This window comes from Campylobacter sp. CN_NE2 (assembly GCF_027797465.1).
In the GTDB taxonomy this organism is placed as follows: Bacteria; Campylobacterota; Campylobacteria; order Campylobacterales; family Campylobacteraceae; genus Campylobacter_B.
The window spans coordinates 1,159,033-1,184,869 of sequence record NZ_CP115608.1 but is presented as its reverse complement, the minus strand read 5'-3'; the positions used below and the strand labels follow the sequence as shown (position 1 = coordinate 1,184,869).

Genomic DNA, 25,837 nt, shown 5'->3' with positions numbered 1-25,837 from the left:
AATGGAAAAAATGCGTTTAAATAAATTTATCTCGCACAATACAGGCTACTCACGCCGTGAAGCCGACGAGCTAATCAAAAACGGCAAAGTTAGCATAAACGGGCGAGTTGTTAGTGAGTTTGTAGAAGTTAGCGGTGAAGAAAAAATCCGTATAAATAGGCGTTTGATAAAGAAAAAAACCGAATTTAGCGTGATTGTCTATCACAAACCAAAGGGCGAGTTAGTCACCAAAAAAGACGATCGCGGTCGCAAGACGATTTACGACACTCTGCCAAATGGATTTTCTAAATTTGTTAGTATTGGACGGCTTGATTTTGCTAGTGAAGGGCTTTTGCTATTAACTGACGCCCCTGCAATTGCGACGGCTCTGATGAAAAGCGACATTGAAAGAGAGTATTATCTAAAAGTCAAAGGCGAAGTAACTGACGAAGTCGTAACAGCGATAAAAGAGGGCTTTTTTGCCGAAGATGCCACCAAAGGCGCACACTCAAAAAGCAAAATCAAATCAATGGAATTTAAGCCCTTTTTGGCGTATCGCATAATGCCAAGCAGCGGCGGATACACCAAAATCAAAGCTATCATAAACGAAGGGCAAAACAGAGAGTTAAGGCGGTTTTTTGGGTATTTTGACCTAGAAGTGGTGGATCTCAAACGCACGGCATTTGGGCGAGTTACGCTAGGGACTTTGAAGCCCGGAAAGTGGAGATATTTGGATAGCTCGGAATATGATGATTTGAGAGATTTTTTGAAAGAAAATAATGTGAGATATTGAAATGCAAAAGATAAGTAAAGCTAGATTTTTAGAATTTTGGAAAAATATTTTTCTTGGAAATATTTTGCCACTTATTATTCTTTTTCTTATTGTGGAAAACGAGCCTAATGTTAAGGCTTTTACAATTGTATTTTGGACAATAGGTTCAGTTTTTATTTATATGATAGGTGCTATCACTACAAGAAAGAGCGATAATAACTTTTTTAAGGATAATTTAAAATTTATTGCTGGTTTTTGGATTAGTCTTTGTATGATTTGGATTAGCTTTGCTATAATACATATTTTCGTGTCTAAAATTTTTGCATAAAATGGGGAATTTATGGCAATCGATAAGGTTAGAGAATATTTTAAAACTAACGGCATAAAAAACGAAATTTTGGAATTTGAAGTATCGTCTGCCACAGTGGATTTGGCGGCAAAGGCTGTGGGTTGCGAACCTTGCGAAATCGCAAAAACGCTGTCGTTTGATTTAAAGGGCAGGGCGATTTTAATCGTAACGGCAGGGGATACCAAAATCGACAATCAAAAATTCAAAGCTCACTTTGGCACAAAGGCTAAAATGCTAAGCCCCGAAATGGTGGTAAAGTTAGTCGGACACGAAATCGGCGGAGTTTGCCCCTTTGGCATAAATGACGGCATGGAAGTTTTCCTAGATAGTTCGCTTAGGCGTTTTTCCAGCGTTTATCCAGCCTGTGGAAGCTCAAATAGTGCCGTTAAAATGACAATCGCCGAACTTGAAAAATACTCAAATTCAAGCGGTTGGATTGAAGTTTGTAAGATTTGCGAGTAAAAATGTCCAAAAAAATAGAAAAAACAAACGCTTGTCGCATACTTGACGGGCTTAAAATTCAGTATGAAATCCTAGAATACGAAGTAGATGAAAACAACCTTGACGCCGTGCATGTGGCAAATTCGTGTCAAAAGCCTATCGAGCAGGTCTATAAAACGATAGTTTGCGAGTGCGGAAATGAATATATCACGGCGTGTTTGCAAGGCGATTTAAGCCTTGATTTAAAGGCGTTAGCTAGAATTGCGAAAGTCAAACGCGCCGAACTAATGAGCCTAAAAGAGCTAACAAAAATCACAGGCTATGTTAGGGGCGGTTGTTCGCCACTTGGCATGAAAAAGCACTTTCGCACATTTATCGACTCACGCGCACTAACACAAACGCAAATTTGCGTTAGCGCAGGTGTTAGGGGCAAACAAATTTGGCTAAATCCAAACGATTTAGCGACCGCGACAAAGGCAGAATTTGGCGAATTTGCCGTGAAATTTGAATAAATTTGAAGTTAATATTTTTTGATATGTCAAAAATGACGAAATTTTTGATTTACTCCACCGAAAATTCAGAAAAAATCTTATTCCAAGTGGTTTTTAAATTTTCAACACTCATTTTTTTGCCTTGCGTTCGCCTTAGTCGGTGCGTGGCTTCTAAAATAGTCGGATAGTGCCTTAAAAAATGCACCGAAAAATTCCCTGAAAATGTCCCTATGTGCGTGATTAACGGCTCAGCTTTTATGCTTTTTATCTGCGTTTTGTTATGCTCTTTTTCGATTTTTACATCTGCCATGGCGCCAAGCATTCGCACGGGTTCTTCTTGGTTTGAGATGAAATTTCCTAGCGAATAAAAGCACGGAACGCTTCTGTTATCATCAGTTGTGATGAATTCTAGTGGCTGGATTACATGCGGATGAGTGCCGATGATAAGGTCGGCTCCTGCGTTAGCTAGGAAGTGCGCTTTTTTTCGCTGTTCTTTGGTCGGTTTGTGCGAGTATTCTACGCCCCAGTGTGGCAAAACCACGACAAAATCGGCATTTTTCCTAGCAAATTCCAAATCGCTTTTGATTTTTTCTTCATCGCTAAGCAAATCGATTAAATAATCCTTGCCTTTTGGCGGTTTGTGTCCGTTTAAGCCGTAAGTATAGTTTAAAAACGCCACTTTTATGCCGTTTTTCTCAAAAATTTTTACGCTTTCGCTTTTTTCTTTTGAAGCATAAATTCCCGCAAATGCGACATCATTAAACCCCGACCAAAACTCAGCGGTATCTAGGATTCCGCTTTCTCCCTTATCAAAGGCGTGGTTTGTGGCGTGAGCGATGATATTAAATCCTGCTTCTTTTACGGCTTTTCCGACTTCAATCGGAGTGCCGAAATTTGGGTATCCGCTATATTTTTTGCTATCTTTTACTAAAATTGTCTCTTGGTTTATGATTTTTATGTCTGCTTGTTTGATTTCGTCTTTGATATATGTGTAAAGCTCCTTAAAATCGTAGCTTTTGTTTGTTTCGTTATAACCTGCTTCGATGATTTTTGAGTGAATTAGATTGTCTCCGACTGCGATGAGAGAAAGGCTTTTTTTTGTAGCATTTTCATCGGCATTTAAAGTGCAAAATAGTGATAAAATCAGTAGAAATTTTTTCAAATTTTATCCTTTTTTTCATCGATTTTATCATCAATTTCTTTGATAAATTTATTAATGTATTTTTTGCCTAATTCTTTAAATTTTGATTTACCAAATTCGATATATTGTTCTTGCATATTTTTAAATTTAGCTCTATTTTGCTTTCTTAGAATACCTATATAAAGCAAAATTATCTCTGTTGCGATTTTTATAATATTTTTCTTTTGTTCTGATGAAATCTTGCCATATTCTCTAAGCATATTTGATAGAGAAGTAGGCAAATTTGATAAAATTTCATTAAAGGATTCTGCGTTTGAAGCATAAAGAATTCTAAATGCAGTATCGATAGCAATTTTCAATTCTTCATCGCTAGATGTAACTAAAAATGCACTCAGTGCTTTATCGATATTTCTGCTAGTTTTTGTGCTTTTAGCATAGATAAAATCATCCCTTAAAACCTGCCACGAAAAAATATCGTGTTGCAAAAGCCCTTTTTGTGAGCTTTTTACCACTTTGAATTTTTCCTTGTGATTTAAGAGTCGTCCGATGATACTATCTTGCGGGATATAGGTTTGAATTTTGGATACAATATCGCTATTTATGTCATTTAAATCAAATTTGGTATTAAATCCCGGTCCGTCGTAATTGTAAATTTTAATAACTCTATTTGCTATTTCACTATCCGCGCTCAAAGCCGAATAAACTGCGATATTTCCGCCTTTTGAGTGTCCGCCGATACGAATTTTTTTATTTGGATATGCTTTGGCGATTTTATTTAGATACTCCCTGCCGCAAATTTGAGACGGAATTTCTTGCATAAAAGCCATGTTAAAGCTTTCGTTCCAGCCAAAAATGCTGTTGTCTGTGCCTAAAAACGAGACATAAATTTCATCTTTTTTGATGTGGATTGTGATTGCGCCAAACTGCTTTTGGCTTGTTTTGTCGTTATTTTGCTCGTAGTTTGTCACTAACATATCGCAAAATCGTTTTGCTTTGCCTAAATTTGTGATTAGTTCTTTATCGCCGTTATATAAAAATTCGCTGTTGTCAAAATTTTGCATTTTTTTGGCGATTGATTTTATACTTTCTTGCGAATTTAACGAAATTTTGTGAAAAAGCATATACGCAAATCGCGCCAAAATAAGACTATCAAGCTCGTTAAATTCGTGGTTTTTTGATATTTTTATATCGCCACGCCAAACTAGATAGTCATTGATATTTGCGCCCATTACGACTTAAATTCCTAAGTATTTTTTGCGAATTTCATCGTTGCCGATTAGATCTTTTGCATTCCCTTCAAGGGCGATTAAGCCGTTTTCTAAAACATAAGCATAATCGCTAATTCGAAGCGCAGAAACAGCATTTTGCTCGACCAAAAGTATGGTTATGCCTTCTTCTTTTAGTTTAACGATAATGTCAAAAACTTCCCCCACGACCTTTGGGGCGAGCCCTAGGCTTGGTTCATCTAGCATTAAAAGTTTTGGTTCGCTCATTAACGCTCTTGAAATGGCTAACATTTGGGCTTCGCCGCCACTAAGAGTTCCAGCTAGTTGGTTTCGTTTTTCCTTTAAACGAGGGAAGAAATTATACATCGCATCACGCAAATGTTCGTAGTTTTCTTCGTTATTAAACGCTCCGATTTTTAAATTCTCTTCGATTGTCAAATTTATAAAAACTCTTCTGCCCTCAGGTACCAGCGAAATGCCCTGTTTTACGAGCGTGTGAGTTTTATGGCGTTCTGTTTGATAGCCCAAAAATGTAACTTCGCCTGTGCGTTTGACTGAATTTAAAAGTGCGTTTAGCGTTGAGGTTTTTCCGGCACCATTTGAGCCGATTAGACTTACGATTTTGCCTGTTCCAACGCTAAAATTTATCCCTTTTACCGCTTCGATAGGTCCGTAAAAAACATGTAAATTTTTAACCGATATCATCAACATCTCCTAAATAAGCCGAAATTACATCTTTGTTTCGTGCCGCATCGCTTGGTTTTCCTTCGAAAATAACCTTGCCGTAATCAAGCACCAAAACCCTATCACAAAGGCGATTTACAAACTTCATATCGTGTTCGATGAGTAAAACCGTTAAATTCTTTCGTTTTCGCAAATCAAATATCAAATTTGCTAAATCATCGCTCTCTCTTGGATTCATTCCGGCTGCGGGTTCATCGAGCAATAAAAGCTTTGGATTTGTTGCTAATGCCCTTGCGATTTCGACTTTGCGTTGAATTCCATACGCCAGGCTTGTGGCTTTTTCGTTTGCGAATTTTTCAATGCCAAGTTCGCTTAAAATTTCCATTGCTTTTGCTTTGGCGATTTTTTCGCTTTTGTGAAATCTGCCAAAATGCAAAATCGCTTCTACAAATGAGTATTTTGTTGCTGAATTTAGCCCGATTAAAACATTTTCCAAAACGCTCATAGAGCTAAATAGTCTTATATTTTGAAATGTGCGCGAAATGCCTAAATTTACGATTTTATGTGGTTTTATCCCTTTTAAATTCACGCCGTCAAATATAACTTCGCCTGTCGTTGGCATATAACTGGCAGTGATTATATTAAACATTGTCGTTTTTCCGGCGCCATTTGGTCCGATTAGTCCGAAAATTTCGCCCTTTTCGATACCAAAACTAGTATCGCTTATAGCTTGCACACCGCCAAATTTTTTGCTGATATTTTTTAGTTCGAGTATCATTTTTCGCCACCTTTTTTGCTGCGAAGTTTAGCAGGTCGCAAACGATTTAGTATTTTAATTTTTTTGATATTTTTGGCTTTTTCGATGATGTCTGTTAGCTCGTTTCGTCCCATGATACCGCTTCTAGCAAAAAGCATAACAAGGATTAAAATGACAGAGAAAACTACCATTCTAAGTCCTGGTAATGCAGGTGTGGTGTATCCAAAAATATTCATAGGTTCATCTAAAAATCTTAGCCACTCAGACCCGCCCATAACCAAAATTGTGCCGATAATCGCTCCTGTTGTTGAGCCAAGTCCCCCTAAAACGATGATGATTAGAAGTTGAAATGTAAAGAAAAATGTAAATTGCTCAGGCGAAACGCTTCCAAGAAGCCCCACTAGCAAAACGCCACCCACGCCTTCAAAAAACGCACTCGTGCAAAATGCCGTAGTTTTGGCGGCAAAGGTATTGATTCCCATCGCAAGTGCGGCGTCTTCGTCGTCCCTGACTGCTTTCATGGCTCTACCGAATTTAGAATATACCAAATTTAGCACAACAATAACGGCTAAAATCGCAATAAATCCCGTATAAAGTATGTTTGCGTAAGCGCTTTTATCGCCGTTTTCATCTACGCTTTGAATTCCGATTAAACCCAAAGAGCCGTTTGTGTAGGCTGGGAAATTTACGGCTAGTAACTGAATAATAAAACCAAATCCAAGCGTTACAATCGCCAAATAATCGCCCCTAACTCTAAAAACAGGAAACGATAAAATAAGCGCTAAAAGTGTCGCAAAAACTCCGCCCATAAGCATAGCAAAAACAAAACTTGATGAGTGAATAGCTAAAATAAAAGGGGCAGGGTCTTCTAGATCAAACTGATACGCCTTAGCGTCTGCATTTAGTAGTATCAAAGCCGCCACATAGGCTCCGACTGCGACAAAGCCGTTTGGCTCTAAGCTAAACTGCCCTGTAACGCCATTTATAAGGTTATAACTAATGGCTAAAATGATGAAAATAGCGATATTGTTTGCGATACTTTTGCCGTAATCGCTAAAATAAAAATGAGCCACCAAAATAAAGCCAACTGCAATAGCAAAAAAAGCAAAATGAAGTAGTTTTCTCTTTACAAAATTCATCGTTAAAACCTACTTTTCTCAAAATTTATGCCTAAAATTCCCGTCGGTTTAAAAAGCAAAACAAAAATCAAAAATATAAAGGCAAACGCGTCTTTAAAACCGCCAAGATCAGGGTAAAGTGCCACCGCGACAACTTCTGTAAAACCGATGATAAATCCGCCAAGAACTGCCCCTGTAACGCTTCCGATACCGCCAAGAACGGCTGCGGCAAAGGCTTTTAAGCCAATTAATACGCCCATTAACGGATCAACGGACGGATAGCTTATCGCCCAAAAAACGCCGCCCACTGCTGCTAAGGCTGAACCTAATGCAAAAACGATCGAGATGATAAAATTTGAGCTAATTCCCATTAAATTTACCGTTTTTATGTCAAAAGCTAGGGCGCGAATCGCCATGCCGTATTTGGTTTTAAATAAAATCATCAAAACAACGCTTAATAAAACGAGCGTTAAAATCGGCACCAAAATAGCACTCATGGTGATATTTATGCCACCGATTTGCACGATTTTTTCGAAAAACTCAGGCACCGGAAAAAGGCGTGGTGTGCCGCCAAAAATGACATTAAAAAGGTTTTCAAGCAAAAAGCTAATGCCGATTGCGGTTATTAAAAGTGAAATTCGCGGTGCTTCTCGCAAAGGTTTATAGGCGATTTTATCGATACTAACGCCAAGAAGCACGGCAATCGTAACGGCAAAAAGCAAAGAAAAAGCAAACGGAATATGCAAATTTGCAATCCCAAAAAGCGCAGTATAAGCCCCTACCATCATAATGTCGCCGTGAGCGAAGTTTATGAGCCGTAAAACGCCATAAACCATCGTGTAGCCGATAGCGATGAGCGCATACATCGAACCAAGGCTAAATCCGTTGATCATCTGCTGAAAAAATAACAAGCTATCCATAAAAACTTCCGTAAATTTAAAATAACCTAATATTTTATCAAAATTGTTATAAAAGCTTACTTTAATTTATAAATTTTTGTGGTTTTGCGGAATTTATAAATTTTTTAATATCGTAGGGCAGTATTTTTACCCGCCAAAAATTATGCAAATTTACAGAATTTAAAACAATCAAATTTTATAAATTTTTGATAAAAACCAAATTCTAAATTTAACCATTGGCGATTGCTTCGTTCGTTTAACTCACTCGCAATGACAGTGGAAGTAAATTTGGATTTACAAAATAATTCAATGCAAATTTTGATAAATTTATGCCGACGATTTTTTGTGCTTACGAGTTTGGACGAGTGAGATAAGGCTAGTATGCCTATCGAACGAAGTCCAAACGAAGTATCACAAAAAAGCTAGGCTGAATTCAATCTAAAAATAGAAAATTCTGTCGAATTTTTGCAAATTCGACAGAATTTAAAGTCAAAGTAAAATTATTTGCTTGGGATAATCGTATCTTTATACACAGGTTTTTGATTTTCAATAACTTTTAGCACAACGCTTCTAGTTGCATTTCCTTTTTCGTCAAGGCTGATTGTGCCTGAAACGCCTTCGAAGTTTTGTGTCGAGTGAAGTGCGTTATTTATGCACTCGCCGCTTTGATCTTCGCATTTATTTAGAGCATTTACCAAGATAAAATATGTATCAGCGCCAAGAGCAGTAAAGCCGGCGACTTCGCGGTTTCCGTTAGCTTTTTCGAATTCATTTACGAAATCTTCGCTAAGTTTGGTTTCTGGTTTTGTGTAGTCAAAAACATCGGTAAAGATTGTGCCATTTACAGCTTCGCCGCCAAGATCGATATAAGTTTGGTTTCCGATACCATCACTTCCTACAAATACGGCATTTACGCCGATTTGTTTAGCTTGGCGAACAAGAAGTGCCGCTTCTGTGTAGTAAAACGGAATATAAACAAACTCAGGATTTAGTGTCGCGATTTGCGAAGCAACTGCTTTGAAATCTTTATCGCCTGAGCTAATGTTTAGTTTTTTTACGACTTTTCCGCCGTTAGCTGTGAATTTTTTCTCAAATGCTTTTGCAAGACCAAGTGAGTAAGCAGTAGTTTGATCAGCCACTACAACGGCATTTTTCAAATTTGATTTTGTAGCAAAATCAGCAGCAACTTCGCCTTGAATAGAGTCTTGGAAAGTTACGCGTGAGCCGAATTTTACAGTATCTAAAAGTTTATCGGCAGTTGCAGCAGGGGCGACTGCTGGGATTTTTTTCGCATCAGCGATTTGCAAAATTTGTTGAGTGTTGCCTGTGATCATTTCGCCGATTAATGCGACAGCTTTGTCTTGATCGATAAGTCTTGTTGCACCCGTTGCGGTTTCGACTTTATCGCTTTTGCTATCTACTAGCACGACTTTTACGCTATCGCCGTTTGCTAGGGTTGGTTGCATTTTATTTGCAAGCTCAACGCCTTGCCAAGCAGTTTGACCATAAGTCGCAGCAGCACCGGTCATAGGTAAAACAACGCCGATAACGACTTCTTTTGCGTTTGCTAGGCTAAAAGCCACAGCCAAAGATGAAGCTATAAGAGTGAATTTTTTCATTTTTTCTCCTTAAAAAATTTAGCTGATATAATAGCGAAAAAAAATAAATTTATATAAAAAAGTAACAAAAAATTTTTGCTATAATTTTACGATTTAAAACAAAAGGCGAAAAATGCAGATAAAACTCGAAAATGTAAAAATCGAAAAAAGCTGGAAAAATGAGCTAAGAGATGAATTTTTATCGCCGTATTTTTTACAAATCAAAGAAAATTTGATAAATGCGAAAAAAAATGAAGTTGTTTTTCCGCCAAGTGAGCTAATTTTCAACGCTTTTAATATAACTCCCTTTGATGATGTAAAAGTTGTGATTTTGGGGCAAGACCCATATCATGGGCTAAATCAAGCAATGGGTCTTAGTTTTTCTGTGCCAAAGGGCGTTAAAATTCCGCCAAGCCTAATCAATATTTTTAAAGAGTTGCAAATGGAATTTGGATATGAAATTCCAAAAAACGGAGATTTGACAAACTGGGCGAAGCAGGGCGTTTTGCTTTTAAATTCAAGCCTAAGCGTAGCTGCAAATAGGCCAAATTCGCACTCCAAATTTGGTTGGCAAATTTTTACCGATAGCGTTATAAAAATTTTAAGCCAAAAAAGGCAAAATTTAGTTTTTATGCTGTGGGGAAATTACGCAAAAGCAAAAGCAAATTTGATTGACGAAAATCGCCATTTGGTTTTAAAAGCAGCCCACCCAAGCCCATTAGCCGGTGGAGCGTTTTTTGGCTGTAACCACTTTAAAAAATGCAACGAATACTTAAAATTGCATAACAAAAATGAGATTGATTGGCGAATTTATTGATAATTAAATTTAAAATGATACAATTTCGAACTTATTTTTCAAAGGGAATTTATGAAATTTATCAAATTTGTTTTGGTTTTTCTTTGTCTGTGCGTTTTTGCAAACGCCCACGAATTTAGCAAAATGGGCGATGAAAACGCTACTATTTTGCAAGACGGCGACGGAAAGGAATTTTGCCCGGTTTGCGGTATGAAAATTCAAAATTACTACAAAACAAGTCACGCTTCGCATTTGGACGACGGAACAAAGACGCATTATTGTTCTATGCGTTGTTTGATTGTCGATAACGAGCAAAGGGGTGCAAATTTAGAAAATGCTTTTGTAGTAGATGTAAATTCGCAAAAATTAATCCCTGCAAAAAGTGCGTTTTATGTGGTCGGAAGTAGCGTAAATGGCACTATGGCAAAAGTTAGCAAACTAGCATTTGAAAACGAAAACGACGCAAAAGAATTTGCTAAAATTTACGGCGGCGAGATAAAAAACTATAAAGATACGCTTGAAATCGCAACAGAAGCCATAAAAACAGATAATGCCGAGCGAAAAATGAGAATGCAAAAAATGGTCTATCCTATGGGCGAAAAGGTTTATAAATCAAAATGTAAAGAGATAAATTTGAGCGAATTTGATAGCGTTAGAGCCTTAAAAGCCGAAATTTACGCAAAATGCGAAAATATCTCAGAAAAAGAAGCCCAACCTGTTTTGCGTTATCTTTGGGACAGGCAAAAACACGCTGACGGCGAAAAAATAGTGGTAAAAGAAAGCGATAAATGCCCTGTTTGCGGTATGTTTGTGCATAAACATAAGGAGTGGGCAGCCAAAATTTCTTTTGAAAACGGCGAATACGCAGCATTTGACGGCGTAAAAGATATGATGAAATTTATTTTTGAACCTGCAAAATATGGATTTAAAGACGCAAAAATCGCTAAAATTCAAGTGAGCGATTATTACACGCAAAATGCGATTGACGCAAAAAGCGCGTTTTTTGTCGTAGGAAGCGAAGTTCTTGGTCCTATGGGAAACGAGCTAATCCCTTTTGGCGATGAAGATAGTGCAAAAAGCTTTAAACTAGATCACAGGGGCGAGACGATTTTGAAATTTGATGAGATTAGCAAACAAATCGTTTGCAGACTTGACGGTGGCAGCTGTGAATAAAAAATTTTGTATTCTTGTGCTTGCGGTGTTTGCCGTTTTGGCGGTGCAAATCGCGTTTTTGCAAGGCAGGCAAACAGATTTTAACCAAAAGGCTAAATTTGTAAATTTAACAGGATTTTCATCTTTTGCCTTTGGCGAATTTTACGCAAGACACATATTTTCTGGCGAGATTAACGATATTTTTGGCTTTTATCCGGGTTTTAGGGAGAGCGAGATTTCATCGTTTTTAACGCCAAATTTAGGCAAAATCTATGAATAATATTTTTGATTATGCGCTAAATTCGATATTTCGTCATGGATTAAAAAATATTTTAATCACAATCATTTTTGGAATTTTGGTTTTTTTGCTCTCATGCGTGATTTTTATTACAAATTCGCTAAAAGCCGAATATACTGAGATTTCAAAAGATTTTCCAGATATTTTGGTGCAACGCTACTACGGCGGAAAAGTTCATTTTATCGATGAGAAAATGGTCGATGAGTTTTTGCTAATGCCTTCGGTTTCTAGCGTGCAGCCTAGAATTTGGGGGCAGTATCACTTTGAGCGAGAAAGCGTGTATCTCACGCTTTTTGGGGTGCAAAGCTACCAAAAACATTTTGATAAATCAATCGATGAAATCGCTACAAATTTAGACGAGCCTGAGAGTGATTTTATGGTGGCTTCAAAGAGAGTTTATGAATTTTTGCAAAAATATTTTAGGGCGCATGATTTGGTTTTGGTGCCGTTTTTTACGCCAGACGGGGATTTGATTTCACTTAAAAAGGGCGGAGTTTTTAAAAGTGGAAATTCGCTTATGGATAATGATATAATCTTGCTTAGCGAAGAAAATGCAAGGAAAATTTTAGGTGTGCCAAATGGACAATTTAGCGACATTTTGCTTGAAATATCAAACAAAGCAGAAGTTGATTTTTTGGCTGATAAAATTCGCAGGTATCATCATGATTTAAGGGTTATTACTAAAAGCGAAATGCTAAGAAAATATGAAAATTTATACGATTTTAAGAGCGGTTGGTTTTTAGCGCTTTTGCTGACTTCTGTTTTGGCTTTTGCGATAATCTTATATGACAAATCAAGCGGAATTAGTAGCGAGGAAAAAAGGGAAATCGCCATTTTAAAAGCGCTTGGTTGGGACATTTCGGACATTATTAAATTTAAACTTATCGAAGCTTCGATTTTATCGGTGCTAACATTTTTCATCGCTTTAAATTTGGCGATATTTTTTGTTTATTTTTTAAAAGCACCGATTTTAAGCGAAGTTTTTAGCGGTTTTTCAAATTTAAAACTTGATTTTGATTTGATTTTCGTTTTCGATTTTAAGCTTGTTGTGTTGCTATTTTTGCTAAGCGTTCCTTTGTATGTCGCAGTTAGTATTATACCTGCTTACAAGGCTTCTGTGCGCGATATAGGCGAGGTTTTACGATGATAAGCGTTAGCGGTGTTAGTAAAATTTACGCTAACGGTGTTAGCGAATTTTGTGCTTTAAAAGATATAAATTTTAGCGTCAAAAAGGGCGAATTTTTTGTTATAAAAGGCGTTAGCGGAAGCGGTAAATCAACGCTTTTATCACTTTTAGCCGGTTTTGATAGACCAAATTCTGGCGAAATCATCATAAATAATGAAAGCATTTGCAAACTTTCTATCAAATTTATGTCTAAATTTAGGCGAGAAAATATCGGTTTTATATTTCAAAATTTTAATCTCATACCAACTTTGAGCGTCTTGGATAATATCTTGCTTCCTGCTTTACCTGATGGCACAAAGGATAAAAAAGAGTTTGCAAATTTGCTTTTGGCTAAATTTGATTTGGAGAATAAGGCAAATTTATTAGTAGGGAAGCTTTCAGGCGGAGAACGCCAACGAGTAGCGATAGTAAGGGCTTTAATAAATAATCCAAGTATCATCTTGGCAGATGAGCCAAGTGCGAGTTTGGACGAGAATTTGACAAAAAATTTGATGAGCTATTTTGAAAATTTAAAAGATGACGGCAAAACGATCGTCGTTGCTAGTCACGATCCGATTATTGCAAATTCTAGCATTGTATCAAATTTTTACGAGCTAAAAAAATGATAATTTCTCAACCATTTGTGATGACACTTTTATTTTGCGAAGCTTTGGTGCTATTTTTTTGCACGATTGCCCTTTTTTACGGCGTTAAAATCGCTTTTAAATTTGATGAAAATCTGCTTTCGCCAAAACAATACAAACTAGCTCAAACGAGCTACCTAGTTTCAACTATCGTTAAATTCGCTCTTTTTGTGAAGTTGCCGCTTTTTTTGTTTTTTATTTGGGTGCTTGATGAGCTTTCAAACTTAATTCCCGGTGCTATGTGTGCAGTAGGCGTTATCGACGCAACCGAATTTGGAGCATATTTACTTTTTTTTAAGATTACAAATTTGTTTTTACTGAGCGGTTGGATTTATCTAAATTCGCAAGATTTCAAAACCAAAACATGCAAATTTATGAAGCTGAAATTTAGGCTTTTTATCATTATTTTCATTTTTATTTTTTGTGAAATCGCCTTAGAATATCTGCATTTTTTCGGCATAAAAACGACCCATATCGTTCAATGTTGTAGCGAAATTTTTAAAACTTCGCATTTTAGCGTTAATGCGTTTTATCATAAAAATTCTTTCATTTTGGGTGCATTTTACGGCATTTTTACGCTTTTTGCATTTAGTGCGATTTTGCGAAAACAAAGTCTTTTTAGTGCTTTGAGTGCGATTTTTGTCTTTGTTAGTATTTACGCGCTTATTCGATTTTTTTCGCCCTATATTTACGAACTTCCTACGCACAAATGCCCGTTTTGTATGCTTGAAAAAGAGTATAATTATGTCGGTTATGCTATCTACATTTTGATTTTTTTAGGTGCCTTGCCCGGCGTTTATGCCTTTATTTCGAAACTTTTAAATATCAAATTTGATGATTTTTATTTTAAGCTTTCGCTTTTTGCAAATTCGCTCTTAGTTGCGATTTTAAGCGGTTTTGTGCTTGTTTATCGTTTCAAAAACGGCGTTTGGCTGTGATATTTTTTTGAAAAATTTATCCATTTTTCAAATTTCTTTTAAGGGGGAAAGGGGCTGACTTGCGAAGCGCCCCTTTCCCCCTTAACAACCCCCCCCCCCCCCCCCCATACCCTGCACGCTTCTATCGTGGCAAATTTATAAAAAAGTTTATAACTTTTTTATAAATTTGATTTTACGATAAAATTTGCTTCGCAAATTTTTGGATTGAATTGATTTGCAAATTCTCGCAATGATTTTTATCGTCATTCTGAGCCTTGCAACGCAAGGCGAAGAATCTCTTACTTAATTTGTCAAAGCTAGGCTTGTTTCAATTTCAAAGATCTCACCAGCTTTGCGGGATTGAGCTAACCGGCATTGGCTTACCAAGCAAAAACCCTTGCACAAATTTGATACCTAAGGATTTTACAATCTCCATTGTTTCGATATTTTCGACGAATTCAGCCACGATTTCGTAATTTTGCCTTTTGGCAAACGATACAATGGTTTCAACTATGGCGCGAGAGTTTGAATCGATTGCGATTTTTTTGATTATTGAGCCGTCGATTTTAATATAATCAACATTTAAGGCTAAAATTCGGTAGTAGTTTGAGTAACCACTAGCAAAGTCGTCAATGGCAATTTTGCAGCCAAATTCTTTTGCTTTTCGAACAAAATTTGCAACCGTTTCGTAGCTTTGTATATCTTCGCTTTCTAAAATTTCGATACATAAATTTGAGCAGTATTGCGATGATTTGAGATTTTGGATAAAAATATCTCTAATTAATGCATTTGAAATATCAAGACTTGAAAGATTTATCGAAAAGTGCGTATTTGGGAATTTTTCAAGCAGTCTAAATGTCTCTTCGATGACGCATTTTGTGATTTGGATATAAAAAGAGGTCTGTTTTGCGACATCTAAAAACTCTCTTGGCATAACGGTTTTGCCGTTTTCATCGCTAAGGCGAACCAAAATTTCATAATATGCAGGTTCAAATTCATTATCGATATTTTTATAACTAATATCAAAAATTGGTTGGCAAACTACGAAAATTTTGTTATTTGTCAGTGCGTGTTGGATTGTATTTGTCATAATTTGGTTGTGCGAATATCTTGCTTCGATGATATTATCAGTGTTATAAAATCCCATATTTTCGTTTTTTGTCTTTGCTTCGTGGTGAGCTATGGTAGCTTGATAAAGTCTATTTGTATTTGGCGTATCGCGATCTGTGCTAATGCCTACGGTAATATCAAGCGGCGCCATAACAAGCCCGTTTGTTTGGCTGTTTAGTCTAAAAATTTTGTTGTTGAAATATTGCATTATAAATTTAACATCTTTTTTTATATCATCTCCGCTATACCAAAGGCAAAATTCATCTAGCTGCAAACGAAAAATTTGGGCATTTATGCGATGTGTTTCGACGGCGAGTTTTAGCGTTTTCGCAAACTGCACTAAAATTTCATTGATGACATTTGTTTTGTAAAAAAAGCGCAAATTCGTAAAGTTGTTGATATTTATATAAATTATTTTGCCAAGTTCGTTTTGATTGATACGAAGCATAAGTGCAGCTTCATTGCCAAAGCCAGTCAAATGGTCTAAAAACGCCGAATTTGAAAGCTCAAATTCGGTATCTGTGAGCTTTTCTTTTATGTCTTTATTTGCAGATTGATCAAGTTTTATAACACCATAAGCGTAATTTGTATCTTTTGTAGGGAGTTTAAAAAATCTCATTTTTTCAAAAAGCAAATTTCCGTTTTTTCCTTTGCTGATTAGCTCATTATGTTCGAAAATTCCAAGTTTTTTAACGCTGTCATACATTCTAATGTAAAAACCTTCTCTAAATTCATAAGAGCTTAAAATTTCCATTTTTTTATCATTTAGCTCGTTTTGGCTGTATTTTGTGCTATCTTGAAACTGTTCGTTTGTGTATTTAAATTTAAAATTTCTATCCAAAATACTAATGGAGCAAAACGATTTATCGGCGATTTCTTTAAATGCACGATACAACGCACTTTGGCGAATAGAGAAAATTTCCATCAGCAAAAGTGCGCACATTGAAGTCAAAAAAAGCAAAAAGAAAAAGATTGTTGCGTATTTTAACTCTGAGTAATATTGATTAATAAAATCTGTAAATTCGCTGTGTATCCCAAAAATTTTACTATCTATGGCTAGATTTTTTTGATCATTTATGACGCTAAGTTTTACAAAATTTGCTATGATGTTGTTCGCGATTGAAATGAAGTCTGCTTCGTTTGTATCCCAAGGACTAAATCCTTTTATTCGATTTTTAATATTTAAAATTTCATCGCTATTTTTATAATTTATGGTTGAAATTTGGCTGTAAATTTTGCTTAGGCGATTTTTGTCGCCAATTTTTTCAAAAGATTGTTCTAAATTTTTCATAAGGATCAAGGTTTGTGAATTTAGGGTATTAAATTCCGAAATAAGTCCGATTTTTTGACCAAAAAGCGCATTTACATCTTTTAGATTTTTTTCAAAATTTCCGTTAAAAATAATATCGGATTTTAAAAGTTCTTCCATGTTTTCATTAAAAAGTTGAATATTTTTGTTTAATTCATCATAATTTACATGTGCAAATTTATCGCCAAAATAACTATTAATGTTAGAATTTGTTTGGATTATGTATTGAATTTTTTGGCTAGTTTCCATTAAATTTGATATATGGTTTAAAACAATTGAGTATTTTAAGCCATAAAAAATACTTGCCGCTAACGAGATAATAATAAATAGCAGTATAAATTTATTTTTCATTGCAATTCCCCGCTTAATGTTTCTAAAAATTTTATGATTTTATCGATTTCATAATCGCTTAGTGTCGTGTTGATTTTTTTTATCGACATTTGCAAAATCGCACTTGATAAATTTTCTGTATCACCGATATAAGGCGCAGTTTTGGTAATATTTCTAAGAGTGGGAACTTTGACTAAGGCGTTTGAATTTATTGCTTTTTGGAAGTTATTTGAGCCTAAATTTACGCCGTTGTGGCAACTAGCACAACCAAGATCTAAAAACAGCCCATAACCTTCTTGTTCATCTTCATTTAATTTAAGCTCATTTCGTAAAAAATGGTCGAATTTTGAATTTGGCGTTACAAGAGTTTTTACAAAATGTTCCAAACTATCGGCGATATTTTCAAAATTTATGCCATCTTTATAAAGTTTTTTAAAGCTTTCCGCGTAGTTTGAATTTAGTCTAACTACCGATTCGATTGTGCTTGGATTTGAGTTTAATTCGTGTTTAGCAGTAAGTGAGCGTTTTATTTTTTCTTTTAGGCTTTGGTTTGTGCCGTTGGAGAAAAATAGCGTCGAAAGAGCCGAATTTAAGATAGTCGGCGTATTTTTGTCTTTTGAAGTTCCGCTTTGATTTAGGTAGATATTGTGGCAGCGATCGCACGAAATTTTATTTTCATTAAATTTGGTTTCAAAATAGAGTTTTTCGCCAAGTTTTGCCTTTTCTTTGTCAAATTTCGGTGGTTCTATCGGCGAAAAAAGCCCCGAAGAAAAGCAAAAAACAAAGCTAAAAAAAATCAAAGCAAATCTCATCATCGCCCCTAAAATAGGATAATCCTAACGCAAATTTCAACTTCATCTTCTATGAAATCATTTTCAAACTTTAATTCTAGCATTTTTTTGATTTCATCTTCGTTATATGAAAAATTATTTATCTTTAAATGCCACAAAATATTTGCAAAGGCATCGTTAAAATCGCGTTTGCTGTGGCGAATTTCGTTTAAAATTTCGCTTTGAAAAGGGATATTTTTTTCTTTTAAAAAATTTAGTAAATTTGCCGTAGAATTTAGTTTTTTTTCTCTATTTTTCACGCCAAATTTTTCGAAAAACGGCGTTAGTAAGGTCGAATTTCGCGGTTTTTCCCAGTTCATATAAATGCGAAAATTTGCCAAATTTGCAAATTTTTCAAAATCATTTTCATTTTGCAAAGCAGGACTCATCGTCAAAAATGCAATGTCAAATTTATCTTCGCTTTTAAAATTTTCAAAATCGCTAAAAATAGTTTTAATGTTTGTTATATTTGCCGATTTTGCAGAGTTTTCAAGCTCTTTTAGCATATTTTTTGAACTATCTACGCCAAGAATAAATTTGCAAATTTTTGCTAAATGTAGCGTGTAAATTCCCGTGCCACAACCAATGTCGATGAGAGTTTTATCTTTAAAATCAACACCAAATTTAGATAAAATTTCAAAAAATTTAATCTGAAATTCGCTTAAATTTCCGCCGAATTTATCGTAATTTCTAGCCTTTTCGTCCCATAAATTTTTCTCTTTCATCGCAAACTCCGAATTTTTTAGAAAATTATAGCAAAAAACAAAATTTTTCTGCGATTAATTTGATATTAATTATTTTTTTGATAACATTTGCCATTTTCTCAAAAAAGGTTGAAAATGAAAAAATCAATAATTCTTATGGCAACGATTTCTAGTCTAGTTTTGGCAAAACCGATTGTCAGTACGACGATAATGCCGACGAAATTTTTTATCGAGCAAATCGCAGGAGATGAAATCGAAGTTAATGTAATGGTGCCAAGCTCGGCAGATCCGCATACTTACGAGCCTAAGCCGTCTCAAATGAAAATGCTAGAAAAAAGCGATTTGTATTTTGAAGTCGGCGTTGAATTTGACGAAATTTGGCTTAAAAAAATCGCACCTGATTTTAAAAATGTCAAATTTATAAAAACGCAAGAAAATATCGAAAAAATCGCTATGAATTCGCACCACGAGCATGGCGACCACGACCACGAAAAAGACCACGACCATGAAAAGCACACAGAGCATAAACACGACCATGACCACGACCATGACAGCCACCACGACCACGGAAATTTAGATCCGCACATTTGGCTTGATCCGATTTTAGTAAAAACTCAAAGCAAAAATATCTTAAATGCTCTTTGCGAAACTTACGGCGAAAAATGCGAAAAATTCAGTGCAAATTTTGCAGAATTTGAGAAAAAACTTGACGAGCTTGACGAATTTGCAAAAGCAAAATTAAAAGATTTAAAAGAAGCAAAATTTATCGTTTATCACCCAAGCTGGGGCTATTTTGCCACTCGTTATGATTTGGAGCAAATCGCCATTGAAATCGAAGGCAAAGAGCCAAAGCCTGCCGATCTTGCAAAACTGATTGAAGAAGCAAAAGAAGAGAGTGTTAAAGTAATCTTTGTCGCACCGCAGTTTTCTAAAAAAGCAGCCATCACGGTTGCCGCAGCAAGTGGTGCAAATGTCGAAGAAATCGATCATTTAAGCGGTGATTGGCTAAATGAAATGAAAAAAACAATAGAAATAATTTCAAAAAGTTTAAAATAATTTTTGGTAAAATTTGGGCTAAATTTGCAAAAAGGCTAAATTTTGAGCGATTTAACGATAGAAAATTTGAACTTTTCCTACGGCGAAAGCGTTGTTTTTGAAAATTTAAATTTAAGTTATAATAAAAAAGATTTTTTGGCTATCGTTGGACCAAACGGCGGCGGTAAAAGCACCATTTTAAAGCTTATTTTGGGACTTTTAAAACCAAAAGCAGGAAGCGTTAAAATTTACGGCAAAAGCCCAAATCTGCAAAAAATCGGCTATGTCCCTCAATACATAGCTTCGTCAAAATCCTTTCCTATAAGCGTTTTAGAAGTCGTTTTAAGCGGACTAATAGATAAAAAAATGTTTGGTTTTTACTCCGGGAGTGATAAAAAAATCGCACTTGAAAAACTTTCGCTTGTTGGTATGAGCGAGTTTGCAAATAGCCGTATTTCCGAGCTTTCTGGCGGACAAAGACAAAGAGTTTATATCGCAAGGGCGCTTTGTGGGGAAAGTAAGATTTTGCTTTTAGATGAACCGACTGCTAGTATCGATACTATGGGACAAGTGCAGATTTTTGAACTTTTAAAAGAGCTAAATTTGGGCGGTATCGGCATAATCATGGTTAGCCATGAGATAAATTTAGCTCTAAGCTACGCCACAAAAGCAGCCTATGTGGCAAATAAAGAGCTGATAATGCACGATATTTCAAAAGCAAAAACGCAAAATTTCTTGCACCACCTAGAACACAACCACAAGCATTTTTGCGACATTGAACTAGCTTTAAAAGAGTGCGGTTGTGGTGGTTGTTTGCACGGCAAAGACGGCGATTTTTCAAAAGAGTGCGAATTTTGCGAAAAAAGCGATAAATTTAAAAACGATAACAAGGCTCCAAAATTCACAAATTCGCAAATTTTTCAAAATTCATCGCAAATTCGCTTTTTTAAGGGGCAAAAATGAGCGAAATGTTAAGCCTAAATTTTATGCAAAATGCCTTTTTAGGGGGAATTTTAGTTAGCATTATTTGCGGTTTTGTGGGCTCCCTAATCGTCATAAATAAAATGTCATTTATCGCAGGCGGCGTAGCGCATGGGGCTTACGGCGGGATTGGATTAGCCTTTTTTTTAGGCATTTCTCCGCTTTTGGGAGCTAGTGTGTTTTCGCTTTTTTTAGCACTTTTGGTTGCCTTTATAACGCAAAAAAACAAAGAACGCTTTGACTCTGTAATCGGCGCCATTTGGGCATTTGGTATGGCGATTGGAATTATTTTAATCGATCTAAGCCCGGGTTATAATACAGATTTGATGAGCTATCTTTTTGGCTCGATTTTAGCCGTAAATTCGGAGACGCTTACATTTATCGGCATTTGCGATATAATCTTTGTGCTTTTGATTTTGACATTTTATCGTCAATTTTTAGCGCTTAGCTTTGATATGGAATTTGCAAAACTGCGTGGAGTAAAAACCGAATTTTTCTACTATTTGCTCGTTGTGATGATGTCATTTAGCGTGGTTGCTGCCATACAAGTCGTGGGGCTTATTTTGGTAATTGCTCTCATTACAATCCCACCTTTTATAGCAGAGAAAATCTCAAAAAATCTCTTTTTTATGATGATAAATGCAACGCTCATTTCGGCTGTTTTTTGTGTCGGGGGACTAATTTTGAGCTATAAATTTAACCTAACAAGTGGCGCAAGTATCATTTTGATAGCTTCGCTTTGCTTTTTTGCTTTTGCATTTTTTTGCAGAAAGCAAATTTAGCGTGGTTTTGAAAATAAAATTTTGCCTAGTTCGCTAAGAATTATTCCAAAGAGTATCAAACCTGCGCCAAAAATTTGCAAATTTGATAAATTTTCGCCAAAAATATAACCGATGATTCCGGCACTTACTGGCTCTAACGCAAAGATCAGGACGGTTTTTGTCGCACTTGTGTAAAGTTGTGCAAAAGTTTGAATAAAATAGGCTAAAACCGTCGCAAAAACGCTAGTTATAATAAGAGCAAATAAAAAATCAAATTCAAACGAAAATATTAAATTTCCTAACAAACTAACAGAATTTTCGTAGTTACCATGCGATAAAAATATCGCTAAAATCAGGCTAAAAACGCAAACACAAACAAACTGAGCGATAACTAACGCATAAATGTTAGCTTTTTTTACAAACTCGCCTGTTAGTGCGATTTGAAAGGCAAAGGCAAACGCACAAACTAGCGTTAAAATTTCGCCAAGTCCCAAACTAACGCCACTAGCACCACTTAAAAAATAAAGCCCAAAAAATGCCACAAACGCACCCAAAAATGCAAACAAACGCACCTTTTGCCTAAAAAAAGCTAACATTAAAAAAGGCACTAACACGACATAAATTCCCGTTATAAAAGCTACACTTGAAGAGAGCGTATATTTTAGAGCTAGTGTTTGAAATGCAAAACCCAAAAAGAGAAAAAATCCCAAAATTCCGCCATAAATGAGCGATTTTTTATCAAATTTAAGCTCAAATTTGAGCGAAATCAGCCACATTAAAATCGCAGAAATCAAAAATCTCCAAAATAAAAAGCTAAAAACATCGATTTTATTTATCGCATTTTGCACGAGCATAAATGTAGCGCCCCAGCTAATCGCCACAAAAACAAGCGCAAAATCCGATAAAAGCGTTTTGTTTGAGTTCATAAATTTGTTAATCTTTCTTAAAATAAAACTTTTATTTTATCTAAAAATTTTTTAATGTATAATCAAGCTTTTAAATTTAAGGAAATTTTTGTGGAAATATTTTTGATTGCGATTGCGCTTTCTATGGATAGCGCTGCTTTGTCGGTGGCAAACGGCGCAAAGTGTTTAAATTTAAGCTTTGCAAAGGCGTTTAAAATCTCATTTGTTTATGCTATTTTTCAGGCGATTATGCCTGCTTTTGGCTTTTTGCTCGGCATTAGTTTTGTCAAATTCATAAGCGAAATCGACCACTTTGTGGCATTTGGAATTTTGGCTTTTTTAGGCGTAAAAATGATAAAAGAAGCACTGCATTACAAAGGCGAATGTAGCATAAATTTAAGCACAAAAGAGCTTATTTTGGGGGCGATTGCCACAAGTATCGATGCTTTGGCTGTGGGTGTAACTTTTGCATTTAGCGAAGTAAATATTTTATACGCCTGTTTTGTCATCGGTTTGGTTTGTTTGTTAGTTTGTTTGTTAGCAGTTTTTATAGGCAAAAAAACAGGCGAGATTTTCGAGCGAAAAGCCCTTATTTTAGGTGGTTTGATACTGATATTTTTGGGCTTTAAAATTCTGTGTGAGCATTTAGGAATTTTTTGATTTGTTAGTAAATTTGTTAGTAAAGGTTAGTTTATGCGTTTGATTTCGTGGAATGTAAATGGACTTAGGGCGGTGGTCGCCAAAGACGGCTTTGCGTGGCTTAGCAAGTTCAAGCCTGATTTTTTGGGAATTCAAGAAACAAAGCTTAACGAAGAGCAAATTCCAAAAGAAATTTATAATCTCGGTTTTGCAAATTTGAGTGCAAATTCGGCCAAACGAGCTGGTTACAGCGGCGTGATGAGTTTGCATAATTTTCCTTGTGTTACGCATAAATCGCTTTTTAATGATGATACCGAAGGGCGGGTTTTGCAGCACGATTTTAAGGATATTACGCTTTTTAATATCTACTTTCCAAACGGGCAGAAGGACGATGAAAGGCTAAAATTTAAGCTCGAATTTTACTCTAAATTTTTAGCCTACCTTGACGAGCTGCGAAAAAACGGGCGAAAAATCATCATTTGTGGCGATGTAAATACCGCTCACAGAGAAATTGATCTAAAAAATCCAAAGGCAAATTCGCAAACTAGCGGGTTTTTAAAAATCGAGCGAGAGTGGATAGATGAGCTTTTATCGCACGGATTTATCGACACTTTTAGAGCCGTTCGTGGGGACGAGGTGGCGTATTCGTGGTGGAGTTACCGCTTTAATGCAAGGGCGAAAAATGTCGGTTGGCGGATTGATTATTTTTTCATTAGCGAAGATTTAAGGGCAAATTTAAAAGGCGCTTTTATTTTGAGCGAAATCACAGGCTCAGACCACTGCCCCGTGGGAATCGATATTGAAATTTAAAAGCCAAATTCGCAAAGCAAAATTTGCAAATTCGGTAGATAATAATAGTATCGCAGGGTAGGCATTACTGCCAACCACGATGATTAGGCGAAAGATTAAAAATAATAAATTTAATAAATACAAAAAATTTGGTGGGCAAGGATGCCCACCCTACGAAACTTTGAATTCGTAATAGTAGATTTAAATTTGTAAATTTAAAATAAGAAATTCAGTATCAGCGATACTGACCGAGTTTGAATTTGCAAGGAAATTTTATAAAAAGGATAGAATTTGGAAAATTTTTTAATTAAGAGATATGCAAATGGGCGGTAAAATTCCTTTTATATTTACAGAAATAATACCTTACATAGGTTTATTTGTTTTCATTGTTTTAGTAAATTTGATATATAAAAAGAAAATTAAATTTTCCAAAACAAATATGGAGAGATTTAATAAAATCAAAAATTCTGAAATTTATCAAAGATTTATTGGTAGAGCATTATTATCTGGGAAAGCCATAAGTCTTTTGAATTTATTTTTGTATTTTATAATTTTTGTCATATTGAATATCGTATTTATCACCGCAATAGATGTGAAGCCAAAACCTGAAAGTGAATGGTATCGCACAGACGGCGTAATGATTAAAGTATATACAAAAGGAACAAATAGAAGCGACCCTTTTATTGAAATTCTATCAAATAATGGAGAAAAGATAAAATTCAGATATGCTAAAAATAACAATATTAAAGAAAGTCTTCAAGGACAAAAGGCAACCATCTATTCTCAAAGATTTCCGAATAATATTAATGAGCCAAGAATTGCTAAACTAACCGATGAAAACGGAACAGTTTTAATATCGCCTGATATGTATGATTATAAAAACAGATTGCAATCATACAATGATATTTTATCGTATAAACCTTTTTTAATATGTTTAATTTTATTGCTGTTAATTTATTTTATAAACGGAAAGAAAAATTCTAATAAAAATCAAAATTCAAGCCAAACAAAGGAGTAAAAAATGGCACCAAAACTAAATAAACAAGAATTTTCTGATTTAATGGATAGTATCGTATGGTGGGCATCCTTGCCCACCAAAAATAATAAATTCTAAGCCAAAACCAAAATCGGCACAAGGGCATTTTGCAAAATATCTTGCGAAACGCTACCTAAGATTAGTTTTTTGAAAAAACCTTTGCTAAATGCGCCGGTGGCGATTAGGTCTAGATTGTTTGCACGGCGATATTTTATAATCTCATCGCCCGGCACATCGCCTGAGACGCTTACAAATTCGGCATTTTCGCCTTTTAGAATTTCTCTTGCGACTTCAAGCGTTTTTTGCGATTCTTCGGCGTTATTATTTACATTTATGACATATTTTTTTGCATTTTTCAAAAGTTTTGCGTCTTTTATGAATTTGACCGTCTTAACGGCAGCTTCCGTGCCGTCAAACGCCACAAGCACCGAATTTATCGGACTAAATTCTTTATTTACTAATAGAGCCGGAACTTTCATCTCTTTTATCAGCATTGTTGCGTTAAAGCCGACATCTTCGTTGTTTGTGCCTTTTATGCCAAGCACAAAAATTTTGGCTTCATTTTTGTATTCTTCGATGATGTCCAAAAAATCCCCGTCGCGCAAAATCGTCGAAGCTTTTACGCCTTGTTCGTCTGCCATAGCAACGCATTTTTCAAGCATAGCCTTTGATTTTTCTTCATCGATTTTATTGCTATCTTCATCAAATGTGCCGTATTGCGATAAGACCATATCTTTTTCGCCAAGCACGATACCGCCAGCCGCAAGTCCGTAAAAATTCTCTCCAAGCTCTGGGCTTTCGATGACATGTATAAAAACAGGCTCGGCTTCGATAGTTTTAGCTACATAAATTCCGTAGTCGCAAACCGGCTGAAATAGAGCATTGTCATCAACACAAATAAAAACTTTTTCCATTTTGGCTATCCTTGTCATCAAAATTTAAAAAAAGCATAGCAAATTTTTAAATAAATTTTGTTTAAAA

At 35.6% G+C, this 25,837-nt stretch carries 28 protein-coding genes; 16 read left to right on the top strand and 12 right to left on the bottom strand.

Translation table 11 applies throughout. The features are described 5' to 3' along the window. Window position 1 precedes the first annotated feature (1 nt). Genes PF028_RS05850 through ybaK form a run of 4 tightly spaced genes read left to right on the top strand, consistent with a single transcriptional unit; the run spans window position 2 to window position 2,053 of the window. Window positions 2-772: a pseudouridine synthase gene (locus PF028_RS05850; RefSeq protein WP_270861047.1), complete on the top strand. Its 771-nt coding sequence runs from the start codon at window positions 2-4 to the stop codon at window positions 770-772. A 1-nt stretch (window position 773) separates the two neighbouring features. After that, entirely contained in the window at window positions 774-1,079 is a 306-nt protein-coding gene (locus PF028_RS05845; protein ID WP_270861046.1) for a hypothetical protein, read from the top strand. A 12-nt stretch (window positions 1,080-1,091) separates the two neighbouring features. After that, entirely contained in the window at window positions 1,092-1,562 is a 471-nt protein-coding gene (locus PF028_RS05840) for a YbaK/EbsC family protein (RefSeq protein WP_270861045.1), read from the top strand. 2 nt (window positions 1,563-1,564) lie between these two features. After that, window positions 1,565-2,053 carry a Cys-tRNA(Pro) deacylase gene (ybaK, locus tag PF028_RS05835; protein ID WP_270861044.1) on the top strand — a complete coding sequence of 163 codons (489 nt, stop codon included), beginning with the start codon at window positions 1,565-1,567 and terminating at the stop codon, window positions 2,051-2,053. Window positions 2,054-2,102: 49 nt separating this feature from the next. On the opposite strand, the gene PF028_RS05830 is transcribed toward ybaK, so the two are convergent. From PF028_RS05830 to PF028_RS05800, 7 genes are all read right to left on the bottom strand, one after another. Beyond that, complete coding sequence (locus PF028_RS05830; protein ID WP_270861043.1) at window positions 2,103-3,194, bottom strand: CapA family protein; 1,092 nt, start codon at window positions 3,192-3,194, stop codon at window positions 2,103-2,105. Beyond that, on the bottom strand, window positions 3,191-4,402 hold the full coding sequence (locus PF028_RS05825) for an Mbeg1-like protein (protein ID WP_270861042.1): 1,212 nt from the start codon (window positions 4,400-4,402) through the stop codon (window positions 3,191-3,193). The genes PF028_RS05830 and PF028_RS05825 overlap by 4 nt, the downstream gene beginning before the upstream one ends. Window positions 4,403-4,408: 6 nt before the next feature. Further along, window positions 4,409-5,104 carry an ABC transporter ATP-binding protein gene (locus PF028_RS05820; RefSeq protein ID WP_270861041.1) on the bottom strand — a complete coding sequence of 232 codons (696 nt, stop codon included), beginning with the start codon at window positions 5,102-5,104 and terminating at the stop codon, window positions 4,409-4,411. Next, the gene (locus PF028_RS05815; RefSeq protein WP_270861040.1) at window positions 5,091-5,861 is read right to left on the bottom strand and encodes an ABC transporter ATP-binding protein; all 771 of its coding nucleotides are present in this window, start codon (window positions 5,859-5,861) and stop codon (window positions 5,091-5,093) included. Before PF028_RS05815 ends, PF028_RS05820 begins: the two co-directional genes overlap by 14 nt. Then, window positions 5,858-6,979, bottom strand: coding sequence for a branched-chain amino acid ABC transporter permease (locus tag PF028_RS05810; RefSeq protein WP_270861039.1), 1,122 nt, complete (start codon window positions 6,977-6,979; stop codon window positions 5,858-5,860). Before PF028_RS05810 ends, PF028_RS05815 begins: the two co-directional genes overlap by 4 nt. Window positions 6,980-6,981: 2 nt before the next feature. Continuing rightward, a complete protein-coding gene (locus tag PF028_RS05805; RefSeq protein ID WP_270861038.1) occupies window positions 6,982-7,878 on the bottom strand; it encodes a branched-chain amino acid ABC transporter permease in 897 nt (298 codons plus the stop codon). Between the two features lie 479 nt (window positions 7,879-8,357). Further along, a complete protein-coding gene (locus PF028_RS05800; RefSeq protein ID WP_270861037.1) occupies window positions 8,358-9,476 on the bottom strand; it encodes an ABC transporter substrate-binding protein in 1,119 nt (372 codons plus the stop codon). A gap of 112 nt (window positions 9,477-9,588) precedes the next feature. On the opposite strand from PF028_RS05800, the gene ung reads away from it, so the two are divergent. From ung to PF028_RS05770, 6 genes are read left to right on the top strand one after another with little or no spacing between them, the layout of a single operon-like run. After that, entirely contained in the window at window positions 9,589-10,272 is a 684-nt protein-coding gene (ung, locus tag PF028_RS05795; protein ID WP_270861036.1) for a uracil-DNA glycosylase, read from the top strand. A gap of 51 nt (window positions 10,273-10,323) precedes the next feature. After that, on the top strand, window positions 10,324-11,424 hold the full coding sequence (locus PF028_RS05790; protein WP_270861035.1) for a nitrous oxide reductase accessory protein NosL: 1,101 nt from the start codon (window positions 10,324-10,326) through the stop codon (window positions 11,422-11,424). Next, window positions 11,417-11,683: a hypothetical protein gene (locus tag PF028_RS05785; RefSeq protein WP_270861034.1), complete on the top strand. Its 267-nt coding sequence runs from the start codon at window positions 11,417-11,419 to the stop codon at window positions 11,681-11,683. Before PF028_RS05790 ends, PF028_RS05785 begins: the two co-directional genes overlap by 8 nt. Then, a complete protein-coding gene (locus PF028_RS05780; RefSeq protein WP_270861033.1) occupies window positions 11,676-12,848 on the top strand; it encodes an ABC transporter permease in 1,173 nt (390 codons plus the stop codon). The genes PF028_RS05785 and PF028_RS05780 overlap by 8 nt, the downstream gene beginning before the upstream one ends. Further along, window positions 12,845-13,492: an ABC transporter ATP-binding protein gene (locus tag PF028_RS05775; protein ID WP_270861032.1), complete on the top strand. Its 648-nt coding sequence runs from the start codon at window positions 12,845-12,847 to the stop codon at window positions 13,490-13,492. The genes PF028_RS05780 and PF028_RS05775 overlap by 4 nt, the downstream gene beginning before the upstream one ends. Next, window positions 13,489-14,448, top strand: coding sequence for a hypothetical protein (locus tag PF028_RS05770; RefSeq protein WP_270861031.1), 960 nt, complete (start codon window positions 13,489-13,491; stop codon window positions 14,446-14,448). The genes PF028_RS05775 and PF028_RS05770 overlap by 4 nt, the downstream gene beginning before the upstream one ends. 322 nt (window positions 14,449-14,770) lie before the next feature. Here PF028_RS05770 and PF028_RS05765 read toward each other — a convergent pair whose 3' ends face one another. From PF028_RS05765 to PF028_RS05755, 3 genes are read right to left on the bottom strand one after another with little or no spacing between them, the layout of a single operon-like run. Further along, entirely contained in the window at window positions 14,771-17,197 is a 2,427-nt protein-coding gene (locus tag PF028_RS05765) for a sensor domain-containing phosphodiesterase (RefSeq protein WP_270861030.1), read from the bottom strand. Further along, entirely contained in the window at window positions 17,194-17,988 is a 795-nt protein-coding gene (locus PF028_RS05760) for a cytochrome-c peroxidase (protein ID WP_270861029.1), read from the bottom strand. The genes PF028_RS05765 and PF028_RS05760 overlap by 4 nt, the downstream gene beginning before the upstream one ends. Window positions 17,989-17,996: 8 nt before the next feature. Next, complete coding sequence (locus tag PF028_RS05755; RefSeq protein ID WP_270861028.1) at window positions 17,997-18,731, bottom strand: class I SAM-dependent methyltransferase; 735 nt, start codon at window positions 18,729-18,731, stop codon at window positions 17,997-17,999. Window positions 18,732-18,845: 114 nt separating this feature from the next. Here PF028_RS05755 and PF028_RS05750 point away from each other — a divergent pair, with 114 nt between their 5' ends. From PF028_RS05750 to PF028_RS05740, 3 genes are read left to right on the top strand one after another with little or no spacing between them, the layout of a single operon-like run. Continuing rightward, window positions 18,846-19,766 carry a metal ABC transporter solute-binding protein, Zn/Mn family gene (locus tag PF028_RS05750; protein WP_270861027.1) on the top strand — a complete coding sequence of 307 codons (921 nt, stop codon included), beginning with the start codon at window positions 18,846-18,848 and terminating at the stop codon, window positions 19,764-19,766. A gap of 42 nt (window positions 19,767-19,808) precedes the next feature. Next, window positions 19,809-20,708, top strand: a complete 900-nt coding sequence (locus tag PF028_RS05745) for a metal ABC transporter ATP-binding protein (RefSeq protein ID WP_270861026.1) — start codon at window positions 19,809-19,811, stop codon at window positions 20,706-20,708. Next, window positions 20,705-21,508, top strand: coding sequence for a metal ABC transporter permease (locus PF028_RS05740; protein ID WP_270861025.1), 804 nt, complete (start codon window positions 20,705-20,707; stop codon window positions 21,506-21,508). The genes PF028_RS05745 and PF028_RS05740 overlap by 4 nt, the downstream gene beginning before the upstream one ends. On the opposite strand, the gene PF028_RS05735 is transcribed toward PF028_RS05740, so the two are convergent. Continuing rightward, the gene (locus tag PF028_RS05735) at window positions 21,505-22,413 is read right to left on the bottom strand and encodes a DMT family transporter (protein WP_270861024.1); all 909 of its coding nucleotides are present in this window, start codon (window positions 22,411-22,413) and stop codon (window positions 21,505-21,507) included. The two genes, PF028_RS05740 and PF028_RS05735, sit on opposite strands and share 4 nt — an antisense overlap. Window positions 22,414-22,503: 90 nt before the next feature. Between PF028_RS05735 and PF028_RS05730 the strand changes: the two genes are divergently transcribed. The 3 genes from PF028_RS05730 (at window position 22,504) to PF028_RS05720 (ending at window position 24,838) form a co-directional block, all read left to right on the top strand. Next, window positions 22,504-23,052 carry a manganese efflux pump MntP gene (locus tag PF028_RS05730; protein WP_270861023.1) on the top strand — a complete coding sequence of 183 codons (549 nt, stop codon included), beginning with the start codon at window positions 22,504-22,506 and terminating at the stop codon, window positions 23,050-23,052. 33 nt (window positions 23,053-23,085) lie between these two features. Next, window positions 23,086-23,841 (top strand): exodeoxyribonuclease III, encoded by a 756-nt coding sequence (locus PF028_RS05725; RefSeq protein ID WP_270861022.1) that lies wholly within the window; start codon window positions 23,086-23,088, stop codon window positions 23,839-23,841. A gap of 301 nt (window positions 23,842-24,142) precedes the next feature. Next, window positions 24,143-24,838 carry a hypothetical protein gene (locus PF028_RS05720; RefSeq protein WP_270861021.1) on the top strand — a complete coding sequence of 232 codons (696 nt, stop codon included), beginning with the start codon at window positions 24,143-24,145 and terminating at the stop codon, window positions 24,836-24,838. 92 nt (window positions 24,839-24,930) lie between these two features. Here PF028_RS05720 and PF028_RS05715 read toward each other — a convergent pair whose 3' ends face one another. Beyond that, the gene (locus PF028_RS05715) at window positions 24,931-25,770 is read right to left on the bottom strand and encodes a universal stress protein (RefSeq protein WP_270861020.1); all 840 of its coding nucleotides are present in this window, start codon (window positions 25,768-25,770) and stop codon (window positions 24,931-24,933) included. Window positions 25,771-25,837 lie beyond the last annotated feature (67 nt).